The organism is Rhizobium sp. BR 317 (assembly GCF_047445835.1).
In the GTDB taxonomy this organism is placed as follows: Bacteria; Pseudomonadota; Alphaproteobacteria; order Rhizobiales; family Rhizobiaceae; genus Rhizobium; species Rhizobium paranaense.
In genome coordinates this window covers 86,762-102,109 of record NZ_JARWLB010000022.1, presented here as the reverse complement: position 1 = coordinate 102,109, position 15,348 = coordinate 86,762, and the positions used below count along the sequence as shown (strand labels likewise).

Here is a 15,348-nt window from a genome sequence, read left to right as displayed (position 1 = left end):
CTTCTCATTCATCACCAAGAACTGGCGTGGCAAACCGCTTGTCAGCTACCATACCATTGTCCAACTGATTGCCGCAACCACGACCAAAGCCGGTCTCACAGTCAAGTCCGAGATCGACACCAATATCTACCCCGCCGGCATCAAGGTCAGCGATGCCGAGATGGATGCGATCAACATCAACCGTCATCAATTCCATGGCGATTGGAACTACACAATCAGCCCAATCATCCCACCACCGGTGCGATAATTTATCAACAGTGCCTTAGCGGACGATCTGTCCCCGCTCAAGCATCGCGATGCGCTCCGTCAAGGATCGCGTCGATGCCCTCCATCAATTCGTCGTGGATGTGTTCCGGCGCATCCGCCAGCCGATAACTCTGCACTTGCTGCTGTCCCTTCAGCCGATCATAGGCTTCAGCCGTCAGGATCACCAGCTTCTGCTTGCCACGCTTGGTGAGTGCGACCGGCTCAATCAGTGCCGTCTCAAGGATTTCCCCGGAGGCGCGGTTCATATCGGAAAAGGTAAACTGCTTCATCGGGACCTAGTGAATGGTTTTACCTAAAATACGTATTTCATGCGAAATCTGCAATAGACGTTCGGATCGTTGAGATTGGAATAACCGAACTGGCATCATCTGTTCCCGCCGATAGCACGCCATCAACTCCGCGAACTGGGGCATGGCTGGAGCGCTTGGCGCGATCTTGTTGCTCTCCACAATCCTGCTCTACGGCATCTATAATCGCCTGCAACCGAACGAGGCTCGAACCTGATGCCTCGAACGATGATCATCGCCAAGCCGTTGTTCGGCGCTCTCATGATGGCGTTCCTGCTCGCTCCGCTTGCGGCAATCTTGCCGCTCGCCTTCACATCGAGTGTGTTTCTCGCCTATCCCATCCCTGGATATTCCATGCGCTGGTTTGAGGAACTCCTGACAGTTGATGTCTGGCGGATGTCGATCGTCAACAGTTTGCTGATCGGTGCCGGCACCACGCTTCTTGCAGGAGCGCTGGGAACATCGGCGGCGCTCGGCCTTCGGAAAGGCGGCCTTCTGTTCGCCGACCTATTCCGGACCGTGTTTCTCTTGCCGATGGTCGTCCCGGCCGTGGTTCTCGGCGTCGGTATGCAACTGATGTTCGTAAGGATCGGTTTGGCCAACACCTACGTCGGCGTGATCTGTGCCCACACGGTAGTTGCGGTGCCGTTCGTGATCGTGACGGTATCCGCTTCGCTGGCCGGGATTGATCGGCGTATAGAGCAGGCGGCTCAGTCTCGGTGCACCCGCAATCACCGTGTTCCGTCGTGTCACGTTCCCGCTGGCTTTGCCGGGCATTCTCTCCGGTGCCGTCTTCGCATTTGCTACCTCACTGGACGAGGTGGTCCTTACGCTCTTCGTTGCCGGACCGAACCAGCGTACCTTGGCCCGCCAAATGTTCTCCACGATTCGCGAGAATGTCAGCCCGGCAATTGCAGCTGCAGCGTTCCTGTTCATCATCGGCACTGTTGCTATCGTCGGCCTTGCCATGTCGCTTCGATCTCGCTCAAATCAACCAGTTGAGAGGCCCATGGACTGCTCACTCCTGTTTCCTATCCCCTTGCCGTTATACTGTTTTTGAAAAACAGTATAACGGTGGAGAAGCACCATAAGTGACGGTTTCGGAGTCTGCGAACGCCGCGGCGAGAAGGCTTGGAGATGGAGTAAGGCCTCACGAAAGTACTCCCGTGGTGGCCGGAAATGGCAACCGTCTTCCGTCAGGGCGCCTTTGGACGAACTACAGCGATTTGCCTTATTCGAAGATGATCGTCGTTATTCGCGTCTGATTTCACTGACCCAGCAAGCCGACAAACCTTGTTGTTACGTATATCCGCTTGACATATACAAACTTGAGATATACATCGTGTATATACCAGATGGAGGCCATCGCGATGTCACGAACCACCATTTTTCAATCAAACCGAACCCAGGCAGTTCGTTTGTCAAAAGATGTCGCTTTTCCCGACAATGTGAAGGAAGTGGCAATTCTACGAGATGGCAACCGCCGTGTAATTGTCCCGGCCAACAGTATCTGGGATGATTTTTTTGATGCGCCCGGTATTGATCTTGGTGAGCGTAAACAACCCGCAGCACAAGTCAGGGAAAACTTCTGAGATGTTGCGCTATATGCTCGACACCAATTTGTGCATCAGGCTTCTGCGTGACAGGCCACAGGGCTTGCGCGACCGTTTCAATGAAAATGCAGACGCACTTTGCATTTCAACGATCATCCTGAACGAACTTCTGTATGGCGCCGAAACATCTGCCGATCCTGTGAAGCATCGTGCAAATGTCGAGAATTTTGCTGCTCGCCTCGTAATTCTTCAGTTTGACGAAGCCGCCGCCGCTCATGCTGCGAATATTCGAGCGGTTTTGGAGCGAAAGGGACAAATGATTGGCGGTTACGACGTGCTAATCGCCGGACACGCCAGAAGTGCCGGCCTTTCAGTCATTACTGGAAACCTGCGTGAATTCACGCGTGTTGACGGGTTGATCGCCGAAGATTGGCTTCCCGAAAAGCCAGACTCCAACTGAGTTAAAAGAGGGGGGGATATTCCAATAATTTCGAGAAGAGATATCCCCGACTTGTGCGGAAGGTTTCCTAGCCGCGGCCGTTGATTTCCGTGACGATTTAACCCGGTTTTGCGTTTGGTTATGACCCAACCGGAAATTTAAATTATCAATCTTTTCAAGGTATTGCATCTATTTAGGCGGGTTGGTGCAAAATGACAGTCGGGGTCAAAATCTCGCAGAACTCAACAATTATAGGCTGGAGCAGATTGATTCGGAGAAGTTCATAATTCCTATTCGCCACAAAAATTGTCGCCCAACCACGCCGGCCTCGGAATACAACTCGGACGCTTGGACACCGAGCGGCTGGTCGTAGGGCCGGACACGCCAGAAACCTGCACTTCCTTCATTTCGAATTTTAATCGAAAGCCGCAATCGGAACGGACAAAAGTAAACATCGGTTGAAATTAATCCGCCACAGCCGCATTTCCGCTAAACGCACTGGTAAGCTTCGCGGTCAGTCGCCGCGCCGGAGATGCCGAAGGCCTCGATACCGTGCTGGCAGCGGCAATAGTCGCTGGTCTGTTGGGGGCKAACGTCGTTTKAGCGCTTATTCTGAATTGCGACAGCAGTTGGAATAAAGCCTCGGCCTCCGATGCAAGGTTGTGAGCCGCCGCGGTTGCCTGTTCGACCATGGCGGCGTTTTGTTGCGTGCCTTGATCCATCGTGTTTACGGAGGTGTTGATTTCCTTGAGGCCCGTTGCCTGTTCCTTCGAAGCTTCGACGATCGCCCCGACATTGCCGTCGACCTTTTGGACCTGGGTGACGATCTCTTCCAGGGCCTTGCCGGTTTCCCCGACCAGGGATACGCCGCTTCTGACATGGTTGTTGGAGGTGTTGATCAGATCCTTGATCTCTTTCGCGGCCTTTGCGGAGCGCTGAGCCAGCTCACGCACTTCCTGGGCGACGACGGCGAAGCCTTTTCCGGCTTCGCCGGCGCGTGCTGCTTCGACGCCGGCGTTCAATGCGAGGAGATTGGTCTGGAAGGCGATCTCGTCAATGACGCCGATGATATTGCCGATTTCGGTCGCAGAAGCCTCGATCTTGTCCATGGCTTCGACGGCGCTGCGCACGACACGTCCGGAGTGTTCGGCGCTTTCCTTCGTCTTGCGCACGAGATGGCCAGCTTCCTGGGCGCGGTTACTGGAGCCTGACACGGTTATCGTGATCTCTTCCAGGGCTGCGGCGGTTTCTTCCACCGAGGCAGCCTGCTGTTCGGTCCTCTTTGCAAGGTCGTCGGAAGCAGAGCGAATTTCCTGTGCGCCGGATGCGATGGCACTGGCATTCTCTGCGACCTTTTGCATCGCCAGTCGCAGTTTGTCGACAGCCTGGTTGAAATCGACGCGCAATTGGTCGAGCGACGGAATGAAGGGGCCGGCGATCTGGCGCGTGAGGTCACCGTTCGCCAAGGCCTGAAGGGCGTCTGCAAGCTGGTTCACCGCCGCATTGGTTTGTTCGGCAAGAGCCTCGCGCTCCGCCGCCTCGGTCTGTAGCCGGTTGCGTTCTTCGGTGGCTCGCCTTGCATCCGAATCCGCGTCGTGCTCCGCCTTTGCCGAGATTGCGTCGCGGAGCGATGCGACAGCGCGGGCCAGCATGCCGATCTCATCGCTGCGCTTTTCCAGTTTGCGATCGCCCTCCATATTGCCTTGCGCCATCGATACAAGCGATGTCTGGAGTTTAGCCAGCGGTCCAACAATGGAGCGGGCGGTCAAGGCAGCCGCCACGCTTGCCAGGAAAATCGCGATGGCGAGCGCTGTCAAAGCCAGCGAGTTGAAGCCGCCGGCGGCGCTTCGAACGTCACTTCCGATCGATTTGTTGAGCGCTTCCTGATAGTCGATGAACTTGTTGATCGCTTTCAGCCAGGCGACGAAATCAGGTCTTGCCTGTTCCAGAAGGATCTTACGCGCGCCTTCGCCATCGCCTTTTTCCTGACGTGCTATAATCTCGGCGACGAGCGGATTGGTCTTGGCCTGTATTGCGGCAATTTCATCGAGGATGGCCTTCTCCTCAGCCGTCGCACCGGCCGGCGAGGCGACCATATCCGCCATCTTCTTTTCATTGTCGGCATAGGACGAGGCCAGCGTCTCGATGAGCTTTTCAACCGCTTGGCGTTCTTCCGCTGACGTGACGAGGGTCACGTCCCTGATTGCAATCGCTCTGTCGTGAACACTGCCGCGGTAATTGATTGCAAAGCGCTGTTTCACACTGTTGGTGTCGTTGATGACGCTAAGATTGCGGTCGATCGTCTTGACCTGGCCGATCGAGTAGAGCGTCAAACCGATCATCAGGATGAGCAGAAAGCCAAATCCCGTTGCCAGACGCGCGACAATGCCGAATGTTTTCCAATTTACCATATACAGGTCCCCATCCCCGGATTTGGAATTCTGCTGTCAACGCATCAGCTGACAGGATCAAGGGAAGGTTGCGTCGGATAGGTCGGTGCTATCGACCCCTCATCCCGAAAGTTTCTGGGCGCTGAATCATGCGCCCGCACCACGGTTCCCATTTAATGTCACTCTTATGGGGTAACATAGTTTATATTGTGTAAATCGGCTCAATAGAGTCTCTAAAGGCGGTGGTTATACCTGACGGTGATAAATATTCATTCTGGCTACCTTCAGAAATCTACTTATAAAGGTCGTGATATGCAGCATTTTCAATGATTTATACAAAGATTCATTCTGATTTTCGCGGCGCGGAATTAGGCTGTAGCACTACGTCCTGATTCCGGGGCCGCAAACAACGACACACCGGCTTTGAACGATTTTTCAGTGGAATTTATACGGAGGTGTCTCGCGGTTTGCCTTGGGCTACTCAAGCCTGCGGCGGAAGAGCCATGACGCGGCGCTCAGCGTGACCGACGCAATCACCAGGAGCGGCCAGGTCTGATTGACCACCTCGGCAGCTGGGATGTCCTTGAGAAAAACGCCTTTGACGATCACCAGGAAATAGCGCAGCGGGTTGATGACGGTCAGCGGCTGCAGCCAGTCGGGCATATTCTCGATCGGCGTGGCGAAGCCGGAAAGCAGCATGGCGGGAACCAGAAAAAGGAAGGCGCCGAGAATTGCCTGCTGTTGCGTTGCCGAAAGCGCCGAAATGAAGAGACCGAGACCAGCGACGGACGCGAGATAGAAGAGCGAACTGCCGTAGAGCAGAAGCAGCGAGCCGCGCAGCGGTACGCCGAAAATGAAGATTGCGGCAAGGATATAGACCGTCATGTGAAAGAGGCCGATCATCATCGGCGGGATGAACTTGCCGATCAGGATTTCGTGGGTGCGCAAGGGCGACACCATGAGCTGATCAAAGGTGCCAAGCTCCCGCTCGCGTGCGATGGAGAGAGCGGTAACGATGAGGCCGATGAGCAGCGCGATGCTGGCAATCAGGTTCGGCACCATGAACCATTGAAAGATAAGATTGGGATTGAACCAGTTGCGCGGCACGACGGCGACGGATCGTGCGGCAGCGCGTGTCCCCGCCGGCGTTTCGGCGGAAAGCGTCGCCACGATCTGGTTGAGATAGCCTGCGACGATCTGCGAGGCGTTMGACCGGCGGCCGTCGAGAATGATCTGCAGGTCGGCGGGCCTGCCTGCCTCAATATTGCGCGAAAAATCAGGGCCGACGACGACAGCGGCGGTGACACGCTGGCGGTCGATCGCATCGCGCATTTCGGCGAGATCTTGCACCGGCGAGATGCTGCGGAAAGTCGGTGAACCTTCGATCTGCTGGACGAGTTCTTGTGCCCAATGGCCGCTGTCACGGTTCAGCAACGCGATATCGACATTGCGCACCTCCAGGGTCGCCGCATAGGAAAAGACCAGAAGCTGCACGATCGGCGGCCCGATCAAGATCAAGCGGCTCTTCGGATCGCGCATCACCGCCAGCAGCTCTTTTATGATGAGGGCCTTCAGCCTCGACCACCACATCTTAGGCGATCCTCTTTTTTGTGCTTCGCGCGGCAAGCAGGAAGAAGATGCAGCCGATCGCAAACATGATGGCGATCGCCTGCAGGAACATCGGCCAGATATCTCCGGCGAGAAAGACGGTCTGCAGGCTAGGAATGAGGTACCGGGCCGGGACGATGAAGGTGATCCACTGGATGACGGTCGGCATCGAATTGATTTCGAAGAGAAATCCGGAAAGCAGAAAGGCCGGCAGGAATGCCGAGATCAGCGCGAGCTGCGAGGCGAGAAATTGATTCTTGGTCACAGCCGAGATGAGCAGGCCCTGGCCCAACGCCGGCATTAGGAAAACCGCTGACAGAGCATAGAGCGCCAGGACCGAGCCGCGAAACGGTACGCCGAAGAGAAAGACCGCGAGCAGGACGCAGAGCGTCATCGAGGTCAAGCCGAGCAGGAAATAGGGCAGCAGCTTGCCGGCAAGCAGTTCGGCGGCTGTCACCGGTGTTGCCATCATCGCTTCCATCGTGCCGCGCTCCCATTCGCGCGCGACGACCAGCGATGTCAGCAATGTTCCGACCAGCGTCATGACGATCGCTATGGAACCGGGGACCAGGAAGGAACGGCTGGTAAGCTCCGGGTTGAACCAGAAGCGTTGTTCGACGGCGATGGCCGGATTGCCCCTCATCATCTCCGCCTGCCGCTGTAGCTGCCAGTTGGTGACCGCGCCCTGGGCATAGTTCTGCACGAAACTGCCGGTGTTGGGATCGGAGCCGTCGACGATGACCTGAATCTGGGGGCGATTGCCGGCTATATAGTTCGCCGTGAAGTCTGCCGGTATGACGATGATGCCGCGGATGCGTGACAGGATCAGGTCTTCTTCGAACTGCCGGCGATCACGGCCGCTGACGACCGAAAAATAGCGGGACGCCCGGAAGCTCGCGGCAAGATCGCCGGTCAGCGGCGTCGTTTCCTCCATGACCAGGCCGACGCGCGTCAGCTTGGTATCGAGCGAGACCCCATAGCCGAACAGGAAGAGCAGGATGATCGGAAGCACGAAGGCAATCAGGATGCTGCTTGGATCGCGCATGACCTGGAAGCTCTCTTTGCGCACCAATGCGGCGAGCCGGCGCATACGCTCGCGCCATGAGGAAGCCGTAGCTGCCGGGGAAGGGGATATCATGCCGCCATCCTCTCCTCCGATGCCTGGACGAGGGCGATGAAGGCATCTTCCATGGTCGGATCGGGGTTTTCTGCATTGGCAACCCCAGCCTTCAATTCGTCAGGAGAACCCAGTGCGATCGAACGCCCGCGGTAGATCAGCGAAATGCGATCGCAATATTCGGCCTCGTCCATGAAATGCGTGGTGACGAAGACTGTGACGCCTTTTTCGACGAGCGCATTGATATGGGTCCAGAATTCCCGCCGTGTGATCGGATCCACGCCGGACGTCGGCTCGTCGAGGAAGAGCACCTCGGGCTCATGCATCACCGCGCAGGCAAGCGCCAGTCTCTGTTTCAGGCCAAGCGGCAGATCCTTCGCCGACATGGATAGCCGGGAACGAAAATCGAAGATCGATGTCATCAGATCGACCCGCTCGCGCTTGCGCGCGCCGCGCAGTCCATAGACGCCGGCGAAAAATTGCAGGTTCTGGGACACGCTGAGATCGCCGTAGAGCGAGAATTTCTGCGCCATATAGCCGAGACGATTGCGTGCCTCTGCCGTGTCGCGGCGCAGGTCGAAACCGGCAATCCGGCCTTCGCCGTTCGTCGGCTTCAACAGGCCGCAGAGCATTTTGAACGTCGTGGATTTGCCGGCGCCGTTCGGTCCGAGCAGTCCGAAGATTTGCCCGCGCGGGATCTCGAAGGTAATCCTGTCGGCTGCGATGAAATCGCCGAAACGCTTGGTCAAGCCGCGCGCCTCTATCACTGGTTTGTCGCCTTCAACGGTAAAGCTTCGCTGCGTCTCGGCCAGTTGCGAGCGACCGCCCGGTCCGCCGCCCAGCATGTCGATAAACGCGTCCTCGAAACGCGGCTCTGCAGCCCTGACCTCGGCGTCGCCGGCGGCCGCAAACCGGCTTTGTCTGTCTTTGACCGCAACAAGCCTTATCGCTTCTCCTTGAATGACGCCGTCGACCACGCCGTCTTCGTCAAGGAGTTTTGTCAGCATCTGGCGACGCCGGCCGGCAATGCCGCTGATCCGAAAAACGCGGCCGGCGACGCGTGCGGTCAGTTCCTTCGGCTCGCCGGCAAAAAGCAGTTTGCCTTCGTTGAACAGGAACACCCGGTTGCAGGCCTCGGCTTCGTCGAGATAGGCGGTCGACCAGACAACGCCGACACCCTCCTCGGTCAAGTTTTCGACCATCTTCCAGAGATCGCGCCGTGAAATGGGATCGACGCCGACACCGGGCTCGTCCAGCAGCAGAAGCTTTGGTTTCTTAAGAAGCGCGCAGGCAAGGCCGAGTTTCTGCTTCATGCCGCCGGAAAGCTTGCCGGCGAGGCGGCCGGTGAAGCGCTTGAGGTCGGTAAAGGTAAGCAACTCGTCGAAGGTCGCAGTTCTTTCCTGCCTGGGAAGCCCGCGCAGATCGGCATAGAGATCGAGATTTTCCTGAACCGACAGGTCCTCGTAGAGGCCGAAGCGCTGCGGCATATAGCCGATCCCCGCTTGGATTGCGGCGGGATCTTTGCGCGTGTCGAAACCAAGAACCTGCACGGTACCGCTTTCCGGCAGCATCAGACCCGTCATGAGGCGGATGAGCGTCGTCTTGCCGGCACCATCAGGGCCGACGAGGCCGGTTATCTCGCCGCCGCGGATCGCACCGGCGATGGCGTCAAGCGCCGGCTTTGCCGCGTCAAACCGTTTTGTGACCCCGTCGAGCCGGACAAGGTCGCCGCTGCCGGCTCTGTCGACCGCGTCGCTCATTTTTCCGCCGCCTGTAGTGTCGGGAAGTGAATGGTTACCGGCATGCCCTGGCGCAGATCTGGTCCGGGCTTGTCGATGGTGACCCGCAGCCGGTAGACGAGGTCCGTGCGCAGCTCGGGTGTTTCCACGGACTTCGGCGTGAATTCGGCAACAGGCGAAATGAAGCCGATCGTGCCGTCATAAGCTTCGTCCGGCTTCGTGTCCGACGTCACTTTGACCTTCATGCCGGGGTGGACCCGGCCGAGATCCGGCTCGGCGACATAGCCGCGCACCCAGACGGGCTCGGTCAGCGACAGCACGAAGACCGGATCGGTCGGTGCCACGATCGCTCCTGGCTCCTGCACGCGGGAGAGGATCACACCGTCATTCGGTGCGCGCAACTCGGTATCCCCGAGCGAGGTGCGGGCCGTTTCCAGTGTAGCTTCGGCGGCTTTTAACTGGGCTTCCGCTGCCGCGATATCTTCGGCGCGGCTGCCTTCTTCCAGCAACTTCAGCGCCTGATTGGCTGAATCCACGCGCGCGGCCGCCATAGCCCGCGCTGCCGTCGCTTGATCCAGGCTGGCTTCGGATATGTTGCCCGAGGGTCGTAGCTGTCTGGCGCGATCGTAGGCCAGATTGGCATTTTCCAGATCGGCAAGCTGCTCTTGATAAGAGGCGCGCGCCTGCGCGATTTCTGTCGGCCGCGCGCCTGCCTTGAGTTTGTCGAGCGTGGCGCGCAATGCTGCGGCATTAGCCTCGGCGGAGCGGACGGCATAGTCATAGGGCTCTGCATCGAGCCGGGCGAGCACGGTGCCGCGCTTTACGACATCGCCCTCATCGACAAGAGCCTCGCTAAGTTTGCCGCTGACGCGAAATGCAAGCGAGACTTGGCGAATGTCGACATTGCCGTAGAGTGCGAACTCCTTTTGCTGTTGCCATTTCCAGCCGAGTTTTGCCGGCGCGTCGGACCACCACGCGGCCGCACCCGCGGCTATGATGGCTACGACAGCAATCGGAATGATCCTGTTCACGATATTTCTCCTCTCGCCGGCCCGAGGGCGGCGACAAGCCTGCGCGCATGCTGCTGCAATATGGCGATCTCCTTCTCGCCGATCGCATCCCATTCCATCTGAGCGAGCACAGCCGCATTGGCCATTCTGAAAACCATGAGACTGCCGACGAAGGACAGGCAACGCAGGCGCACATTTTCGGATGCCGGGTCATCGGCGATAACAGCTCCGATCAAACGTCGCCCGAGAGCGATCATCGGCCCCATAATGCCGGAGTAGACCCGCTCGAATGCCGCGGTCGGCTCCATCTGCTCGCGGATGATGAAACGCGCCCAGGCTTCGGATCTCTTGCTGACGAAAAGGACGACCATCGTCTCGACGATCTCGTCCAGAAAGAGCCGCGCCTGCGCTTCGCCGAGCTTCGTACCGGTGGCATCGAGCGCCGCAATTTCCTTCGCAATGCGTTGTCGCATGCCGCCGACATGCTGACCGATCATGTCGGCGAGATATTCGGCTGTCGCGATGTAAAGCCCTTCTTTGTTGCCGAAATAGTAGGTGATCGCCTGAAGGTTCACGCCGGCCGCGTTTGTAATCTTGCGTGTCGAGGCACCGTCGAAGCCGTATCGACCGAACACGTCGAGGGCGTTTTCGAGCAATTTTTCACGCGTGATGTCGCTGCGCGCAGCCTCGGATTTTGTATCGTTTCTTGGTCTCATGCTCCCATAATGAACCGATTTTGAAATAAGTCAATCGATTGACTGAATTCGCGATAAACCGGCTCGGCTTTGCCGCCCGCAGTTTGCAGCACTAGCAATCTCAATGGCAAAAGCTCCGAGCCAAGCGCAATCGTCGAGCGAATTGTGCTGATGTTCGGTCTTCAGAGCAGAAGGGAAACAATGACGCGAGAATTGCTCGTCATGGCCCAGAGGACGGAAGACGTGACTAGCAAATGGACAACGAGCGGCATGTTCAAACACGATCGATGGGAGACTGCTCATGGTTTTGACCTGCGATCTTTGGCTTGGCAGGCCAGTGATTCGCCCACCGGCCGCTGCGTCCCGGTGGGATCGTCTGTAGATCTTTGTGCGAAGACTCTGCCGCAAGTGCAGGGTGAAAATATCTGATTAGCAATTGCAGAAATGGACGCTGCGACAAATTTCGGGATGCGTGTCTAACGACACGTCGCACTTAATCTTTTAGAAAATAAGCATAATCGCAGTGCAGGCAAAAACAGACGTGCAGGACAAAATTTTACAACTGGTCAACCTTAAGGGGGACGTATCAATGGAATCTACCCGACCGACAATACAAATCAGCGCCCCTCAACACGCTGCGAACAACCCGTATCGCGTCGTCGAGCGCGAGGAAGTACTCGCCGAGGCATTTCGAGAATTCGTGCTCACGGCAATGGCTGCAGGTTGGAAGGAATCGGAGGTCGCTTTGACCTTGGCCGATATCGCAGATGACTATGTGATGGCTCTCGCTCGAAGAATTGCGGCAAATTAGTATCGAGTTCCATCAGTGTTCGTCCGGAGCGAGCATAAGATGGCTGCCAAAATTCTTCATCCAGCCGACCGGCAAGTCGCTTCCAACCAGGCGGCTTGCCGGCGGGCAAAGACGAAATGCTGAAGGCGGCCGATCGCCCACGCATCGCCCTTTGAGTTCATACGAGAGGCCTGACGCTCTTCTCAGAAAGGGCAAGGTCGTCAGCGATAGTGACGGTCACCGATACCTGCTAATATCTGGCTATGGCCATCGAAGGTGATCTACCCCACCAACTTCAATTTGACCAAATTGTCGACCGTCTTCCCGCTGATTTCGGTGCCTTGCGCAGCGACGCGGCTTTCGAAGGCAAACGGTTTATTGAACGACTGCATGCTGAATGGCAAAGCGGCGAACAGCGCTTCACTCAAGCACACGAAGTTCTGCTGGTAATCAGGGTCAACCGTGACCTGGCGGGCATTGGAGGCATGACGGTCGATCCTTTTCTGCCGTCTGCTATGCGCCTGCGACGCTTCTTTATACGTCCCGCATACCGCCGTCGTTTCCTGGGACGTCAGTTGGCAGCGGCGATCTTGAACAGGACAATTCCGAGCGGCACGACTGTAACGGTGAATACGGACAACGCCGACGCGGCTATGTTTTGGGAGGCCTTGGGCTTTCAACGAGATCCGAAACTTAGCCACTCCCATTGGCTCATCTGGCAAGGTCTCTCGTGAGACGGCGCACATTACGTGTCTTTACGACTGACCTGCGTTACGTCAGCAAAGCCTGCAGGATGATGGCCGCAAAGAACACGATGATAACGGCTGCGGCCATCGTGATGACCTGGCGGTTGGCTCTTTGAAGGATGCGGGCTTGCCGCCCATGTTTCGCGCGAAGGCGATACCCTCGAGCCGGGGCGGTCCTTGAACGTCCCTGATCTTTTTTCCCGGACATATCTGCCTCCCTGCAGAAGATGCGCGCGGTTTTAATATAGCAGCCGATATTTTTGATGGGCAACGTCTCGCCATTCCGCCGAATGCTTGTGCGGTGGCGCATGACACTCGGGCGCGGCTGAAGTCGGCCGCGCCCGAATGCCTTCCTGTTCAGATCAGGCGATATCGAAACGATCCGCGTTCATCACCTTCGTCCAGGCAGCCACGAAGTCCTGCACKAACTTCTCCTGCGTGTCGCTCTGGCCATAGACTTCGGCAAGTGCCCGGAGCTGAGAATTCGAGCCGAAAACGAGGTCGACGCGGGTGCCGGTCCACTTGATTTCATCTGTACTGCGGTCGCGCCCCTCGAAGACATACTTCGAGTCCGCCGAAGCCTTCCACACCGTGCTCATGTCGAGCAGGTTGACGAAGAAATCGTTGGTCAGCGTTTCCGGACGCTTGGTGAAGACACCGTGCTGGGACTGTCCAGCATTGGCATTCAACGCACGCAAGCCACCGACGAGGACGGTCATTTCCGGCGCGGTCAGCGTCAGAAGCTGCGCCTTGTCGATCAGCAACTCTTCAGGCGAAATGGAGTATTCGCCCTTCTGGTAGTTGCGGAACCCGTCGGCGATCGGCTCCAGAACGGCAAAGGAGCTCACATCGGTCTGCTCCTGCGTCGCATCGGTCCGACCGGGCGTGAAGGGAACCTCGATGTCGTGACCGCCAGCCTTGGCCGCCTTTTCGATGGCGGCTGCACCGCCGAGGACGATCAGGTCCGCGAGCGATACCTTCTTGCCGCCGGGCTGGGCGTCGTTGAATGCCTTCTGGATGCCTTCAAGCGTTTCGAGCACGGTTGCGAGCTGGACCGGCTGGTTGACTGCCCAATCCTTCTGGGGCGAAAGACGAATGCGCGCGCCGTTCGCTCCACCGCGCTTGTCAGAGCCGCGAAAGGTTGAGGCCGAAGCCCAAGCGGTCGAGACCAGTTGCGAGATCGACAGTCCCGATGCGAGGATCTTGTCCTTGAGACCGGCAATGTCCTTTGCGTCGATCAGGGGATGGTCGACGGCAGGGATCGGATCTTGCCAGATCAGTTCCTCAGCCGGAACCTCCGGACCGAGATAACGCACGCGGGGGCCCATGTCGCGGTGGGTCAGCTTGAACCACGCGCGAGCGAAGGCATCCGCGAACTGATCCGGATTTTCGTGGAAGCGCCGCGAAATCTTCTCGTAGGCAGGGTCGAAGCGAAGCGCTAGGTCGGTGGTCAGCATGGACGGTGCATGACGCTTGGACTTGTCATGCGCGTCCGGCACGGTGCCGGCACCGGCGCCATGCTTCGGGGTCCACTGATGTGCACCAGCTGGGCTCTTCGTCAGTTCCCATTCATAACCGAACAGGTTCCAGAAGAAGTTGTTGCTCCATTTTGTCGGCGTCGTGGTCCAGGTGACTTCCAGGCCGCTGCTGATCGTGTGACCGCCCTTGCCTGTTTCGAAGCTGCTTTTCCAGCCGAACCCCTGTTCTTCAATGCCTGCGCCTTCGGGCTCGGCGCCAACATGGGCGGCATCGCCCGCGCCGTGGGTCTTGCCGAAAGTATGTCCGCCTGCAATGAGGGCGACCGTCTCCTCGTCGTTCATGGCCATACGCGCGAAGGTCTCGCGGATGTCCTTGGCAGCGGCAAGCGGGTCGGGATTGCCGTTCGGGCCTTCCGGGTTGACGTAGATAAGCCCCATCTGCACCGCGGCAAGCGGGTTTTCGAGGTCGCGTTCACCGGAGTAGCGCTTGTCGGCCAGCCAAGTTTCCTCGGCGCCCCAGTAGACGTCTTCCTCGGGCTCCCAGACATCCGGCCGGCCGCCGGCAAATCCGAACGTTTTGAAGCCCATCGATTCCAGCGCAACGTTGCCTGTGAGGATCATCAGGTCGGCCCAGGAGATTCTGTTGCCGTATTTCTGTTTGATCGGCCAAAGCAGCCGGCGCGCCTTGTCGAGGTTGACGTTGTCAGGCCAACTGTTGAGCGGCGCGAAACGCTGCTGACCGGCTCCAGCGCCGCCGCGGCCGTCGCCGGTGCGGTAGGTGCCTGCGCTATGCCAGGCCATGCGGATGAAAAGCGGACCGTAATGGCCAAAGTCTGCGGGCCACCAATCCTGCGAATCCGTCATCAGCGCATGCAGGTCCTGCTTGACGGCGTTAAKGTCGAGCTTATTGAACTCCTCGGCATAGTTGAACGCATTGCCCATCGGGCTCGACAGCGCAGAGTTCTGGTGGAGAATCCTGAGGTTCAACTGGTTCGGCCACCAGTCCCGGTTCGACCTGCCGCCATGGGCCGTGTGTGTGTGCACCACCGGACATTTACCGGCTGCATCGGTTTTCGTATCCATATTTCTCTCCCTCGCGATTACTTGGAAATTGAGCCATCCAGAGGAGGATCACCGTCGATCCTCTGAAAAGCAGTAGGGTTGCATGGTCAGCACGATGACGAAGTACCAGACACATGAAACTTCCTTGTTTGTTGGCAAGCAGACCG

At 57.8% G+C, this 15,348-nt stretch carries 14 protein-coding genes and 2 pseudogenes; 7 read left to right on the top strand and 9 right to left on the bottom strand.

All coding sequences use genetic code 11. From position 1 onward, the window contains the following. A partial coding sequence (locus tag QD357_RS26810) for an ISAzo13-like element transposase-related protein (RefSeq protein WP_414125442.1) occupies positions 1–247 on the top strand: 247 nt, incomplete at its 5' end. 37 nt (positions 248–284) lie between these two features. Here the strand turns inward: QD357_RS26810 and QD357_RS26805 are convergent. Continuing rightward, positions 285–536 carry a type II toxin-antitoxin system prevent-host-death family antitoxin gene (locus tag QD357_RS26805; RefSeq protein WP_183940426.1) on the bottom strand — a complete coding sequence of 84 codons (252 nt, stop codon included), beginning with the start codon at positions 534–536 and terminating at the stop codon, positions 285–287. 115 nt (positions 537–651) lie between these two features. On the opposite strand from QD357_RS26805, the pseudogene QD357_RS26800 reads away from it, so the two are divergent. The 4 genes and pseudogenes from QD357_RS26800 to vapC all read left to right on the top strand — a co-directional run. Then, positions 652–771: pseudogene (locus QD357_RS26800) on the top strand (ABC transporter permease); the annotation flags it as partial. Between the two features lie 11 nt (positions 772–782). Then, positions 783–1,614 (top strand): annotated as a pseudogene (locus QD357_RS26795) (ABC transporter permease). A 310-nt stretch (positions 1,615–1,924) separates the two neighbouring features. Further along, the gene (vapB, locus tag QD357_RS26790; protein ID WP_183940420.1) at positions 1,925–2,146 is read left to right on the top strand and encodes a type II toxin-antitoxin system VapB family antitoxin; all 222 of its coding nucleotides are present in this window, start codon (positions 1,925–1,927) and stop codon (positions 2,144–2,146) included. 1 nt (position 2,147) lies between these two features. Next, on the top strand, positions 2,148–2,567 hold the full coding sequence (gene vapC, locus QD357_RS26785) for a tRNA(fMet)-specific endonuclease VapC (protein WP_414125441.1): 420 nt from the start codon (positions 2,148–2,150) through the stop codon (positions 2,565–2,567). Between the two features lie 443 nt (positions 2,568–3,010). Here the strand turns inward: vapC and QD357_RS26780 are convergent, their stop codons facing one another. The 6 genes from QD357_RS26780 to QD357_RS26755 all read right to left on the bottom strand — a co-directional run bounded on the left by QD357_RS26780 (position 3,011) and on the right by QD357_RS26755 (position 11,126). After that, complete coding sequence (locus tag QD357_RS26780) at positions 3,011–4,957, bottom strand: methyl-accepting chemotaxis protein (protein ID WP_414125440.1); 1,947 nt, start codon at positions 4,955–4,957, stop codon at positions 3,011–3,013. A 456-nt stretch (positions 4,958–5,413) separates the two neighbouring features. Continuing rightward, positions 5,414–6,526 carry an ABC transporter permease gene (locus QD357_RS26775; protein ID WP_414125439.1) on the bottom strand — a complete coding sequence of 371 codons (1,113 nt, stop codon included), beginning with the start codon at positions 6,524–6,526 and terminating at the stop codon, positions 5,414–5,416. A gap of 1 nt (position 6,527) precedes the next feature. Then, positions 6,528–7,682: an ABC transporter permease gene (locus QD357_RS26770; protein ID WP_414125438.1), complete on the bottom strand. Its 1,155-nt coding sequence runs from the start codon at positions 7,680–7,682 to the stop codon at positions 6,528–6,530. Next, complete coding sequence (locus tag QD357_RS26765) at positions 7,679–9,421, bottom strand: ATP-binding cassette domain-containing protein (protein ID WP_414125437.1); 1,743 nt, start codon at positions 9,419–9,421, stop codon at positions 7,679–7,681. Before QD357_RS26765 ends, QD357_RS26770 begins: the two co-directional genes overlap by 4 nt. After that, a complete protein-coding gene (gene hlyD, locus QD357_RS26760) occupies positions 9,418–10,431 on the bottom strand; it encodes a secretion protein HlyD (protein ID WP_183940410.1) in 1,014 nt (337 codons plus the stop codon). Before hlyD ends, QD357_RS26765 begins: the two co-directional genes overlap by 4 nt. Then, positions 10,428–11,126 carry a CerR family C-terminal domain-containing protein gene (locus QD357_RS26755; protein ID WP_183940409.1) on the bottom strand — a complete coding sequence of 233 codons (699 nt, stop codon included), beginning with the start codon at positions 11,124–11,126 and terminating at the stop codon, positions 10,428–10,430. Before QD357_RS26755 ends, hlyD begins: the two co-directional genes overlap by 4 nt. Positions 11,127–11,694: 568 nt before the next feature. On the opposite strand from QD357_RS26755, the gene QD357_RS26750 reads away from it, so the two are divergent. Continuing rightward, positions 11,695–11,916 (top strand): hypothetical protein, encoded by a 222-nt coding sequence (locus tag QD357_RS26750; RefSeq protein ID WP_183940447.1) that lies wholly within the window; start codon positions 11,695–11,697, stop codon positions 11,914–11,916. A 242-nt stretch (positions 11,917–12,158) separates the two neighbouring features. Beyond that, on the top strand, positions 12,159–12,629 hold the full coding sequence (locus tag QD357_RS26745; RefSeq protein ID WP_183940408.1) for a GNAT family N-acetyltransferase: 471 nt from the start codon (positions 12,159–12,161) through the stop codon (positions 12,627–12,629). A gap of 37 nt (positions 12,630–12,666) precedes the next feature. Here the strand turns inward: QD357_RS26745 and QD357_RS26740 are convergent, their stop codons facing one another. Continuing rightward, positions 12,667–12,912 (bottom strand): hypothetical protein, encoded by a 246-nt coding sequence (locus QD357_RS26740; protein WP_183940407.1) that lies wholly within the window; start codon positions 12,910–12,912, stop codon positions 12,667–12,669. A gap of 91 nt (positions 12,913–13,003) precedes the next feature. Next, the gene (katG, locus tag QD357_RS26735) at positions 13,004–15,202 is read right to left on the bottom strand and encodes a catalase/peroxidase HPI (RefSeq protein ID WP_414125436.1); all 2,199 of its coding nucleotides are present in this window, start codon (positions 15,200–15,202) and stop codon (positions 13,004–13,006) included. Between the last annotated feature and the right edge of the window lie 146 nt (positions 15,203–15,348).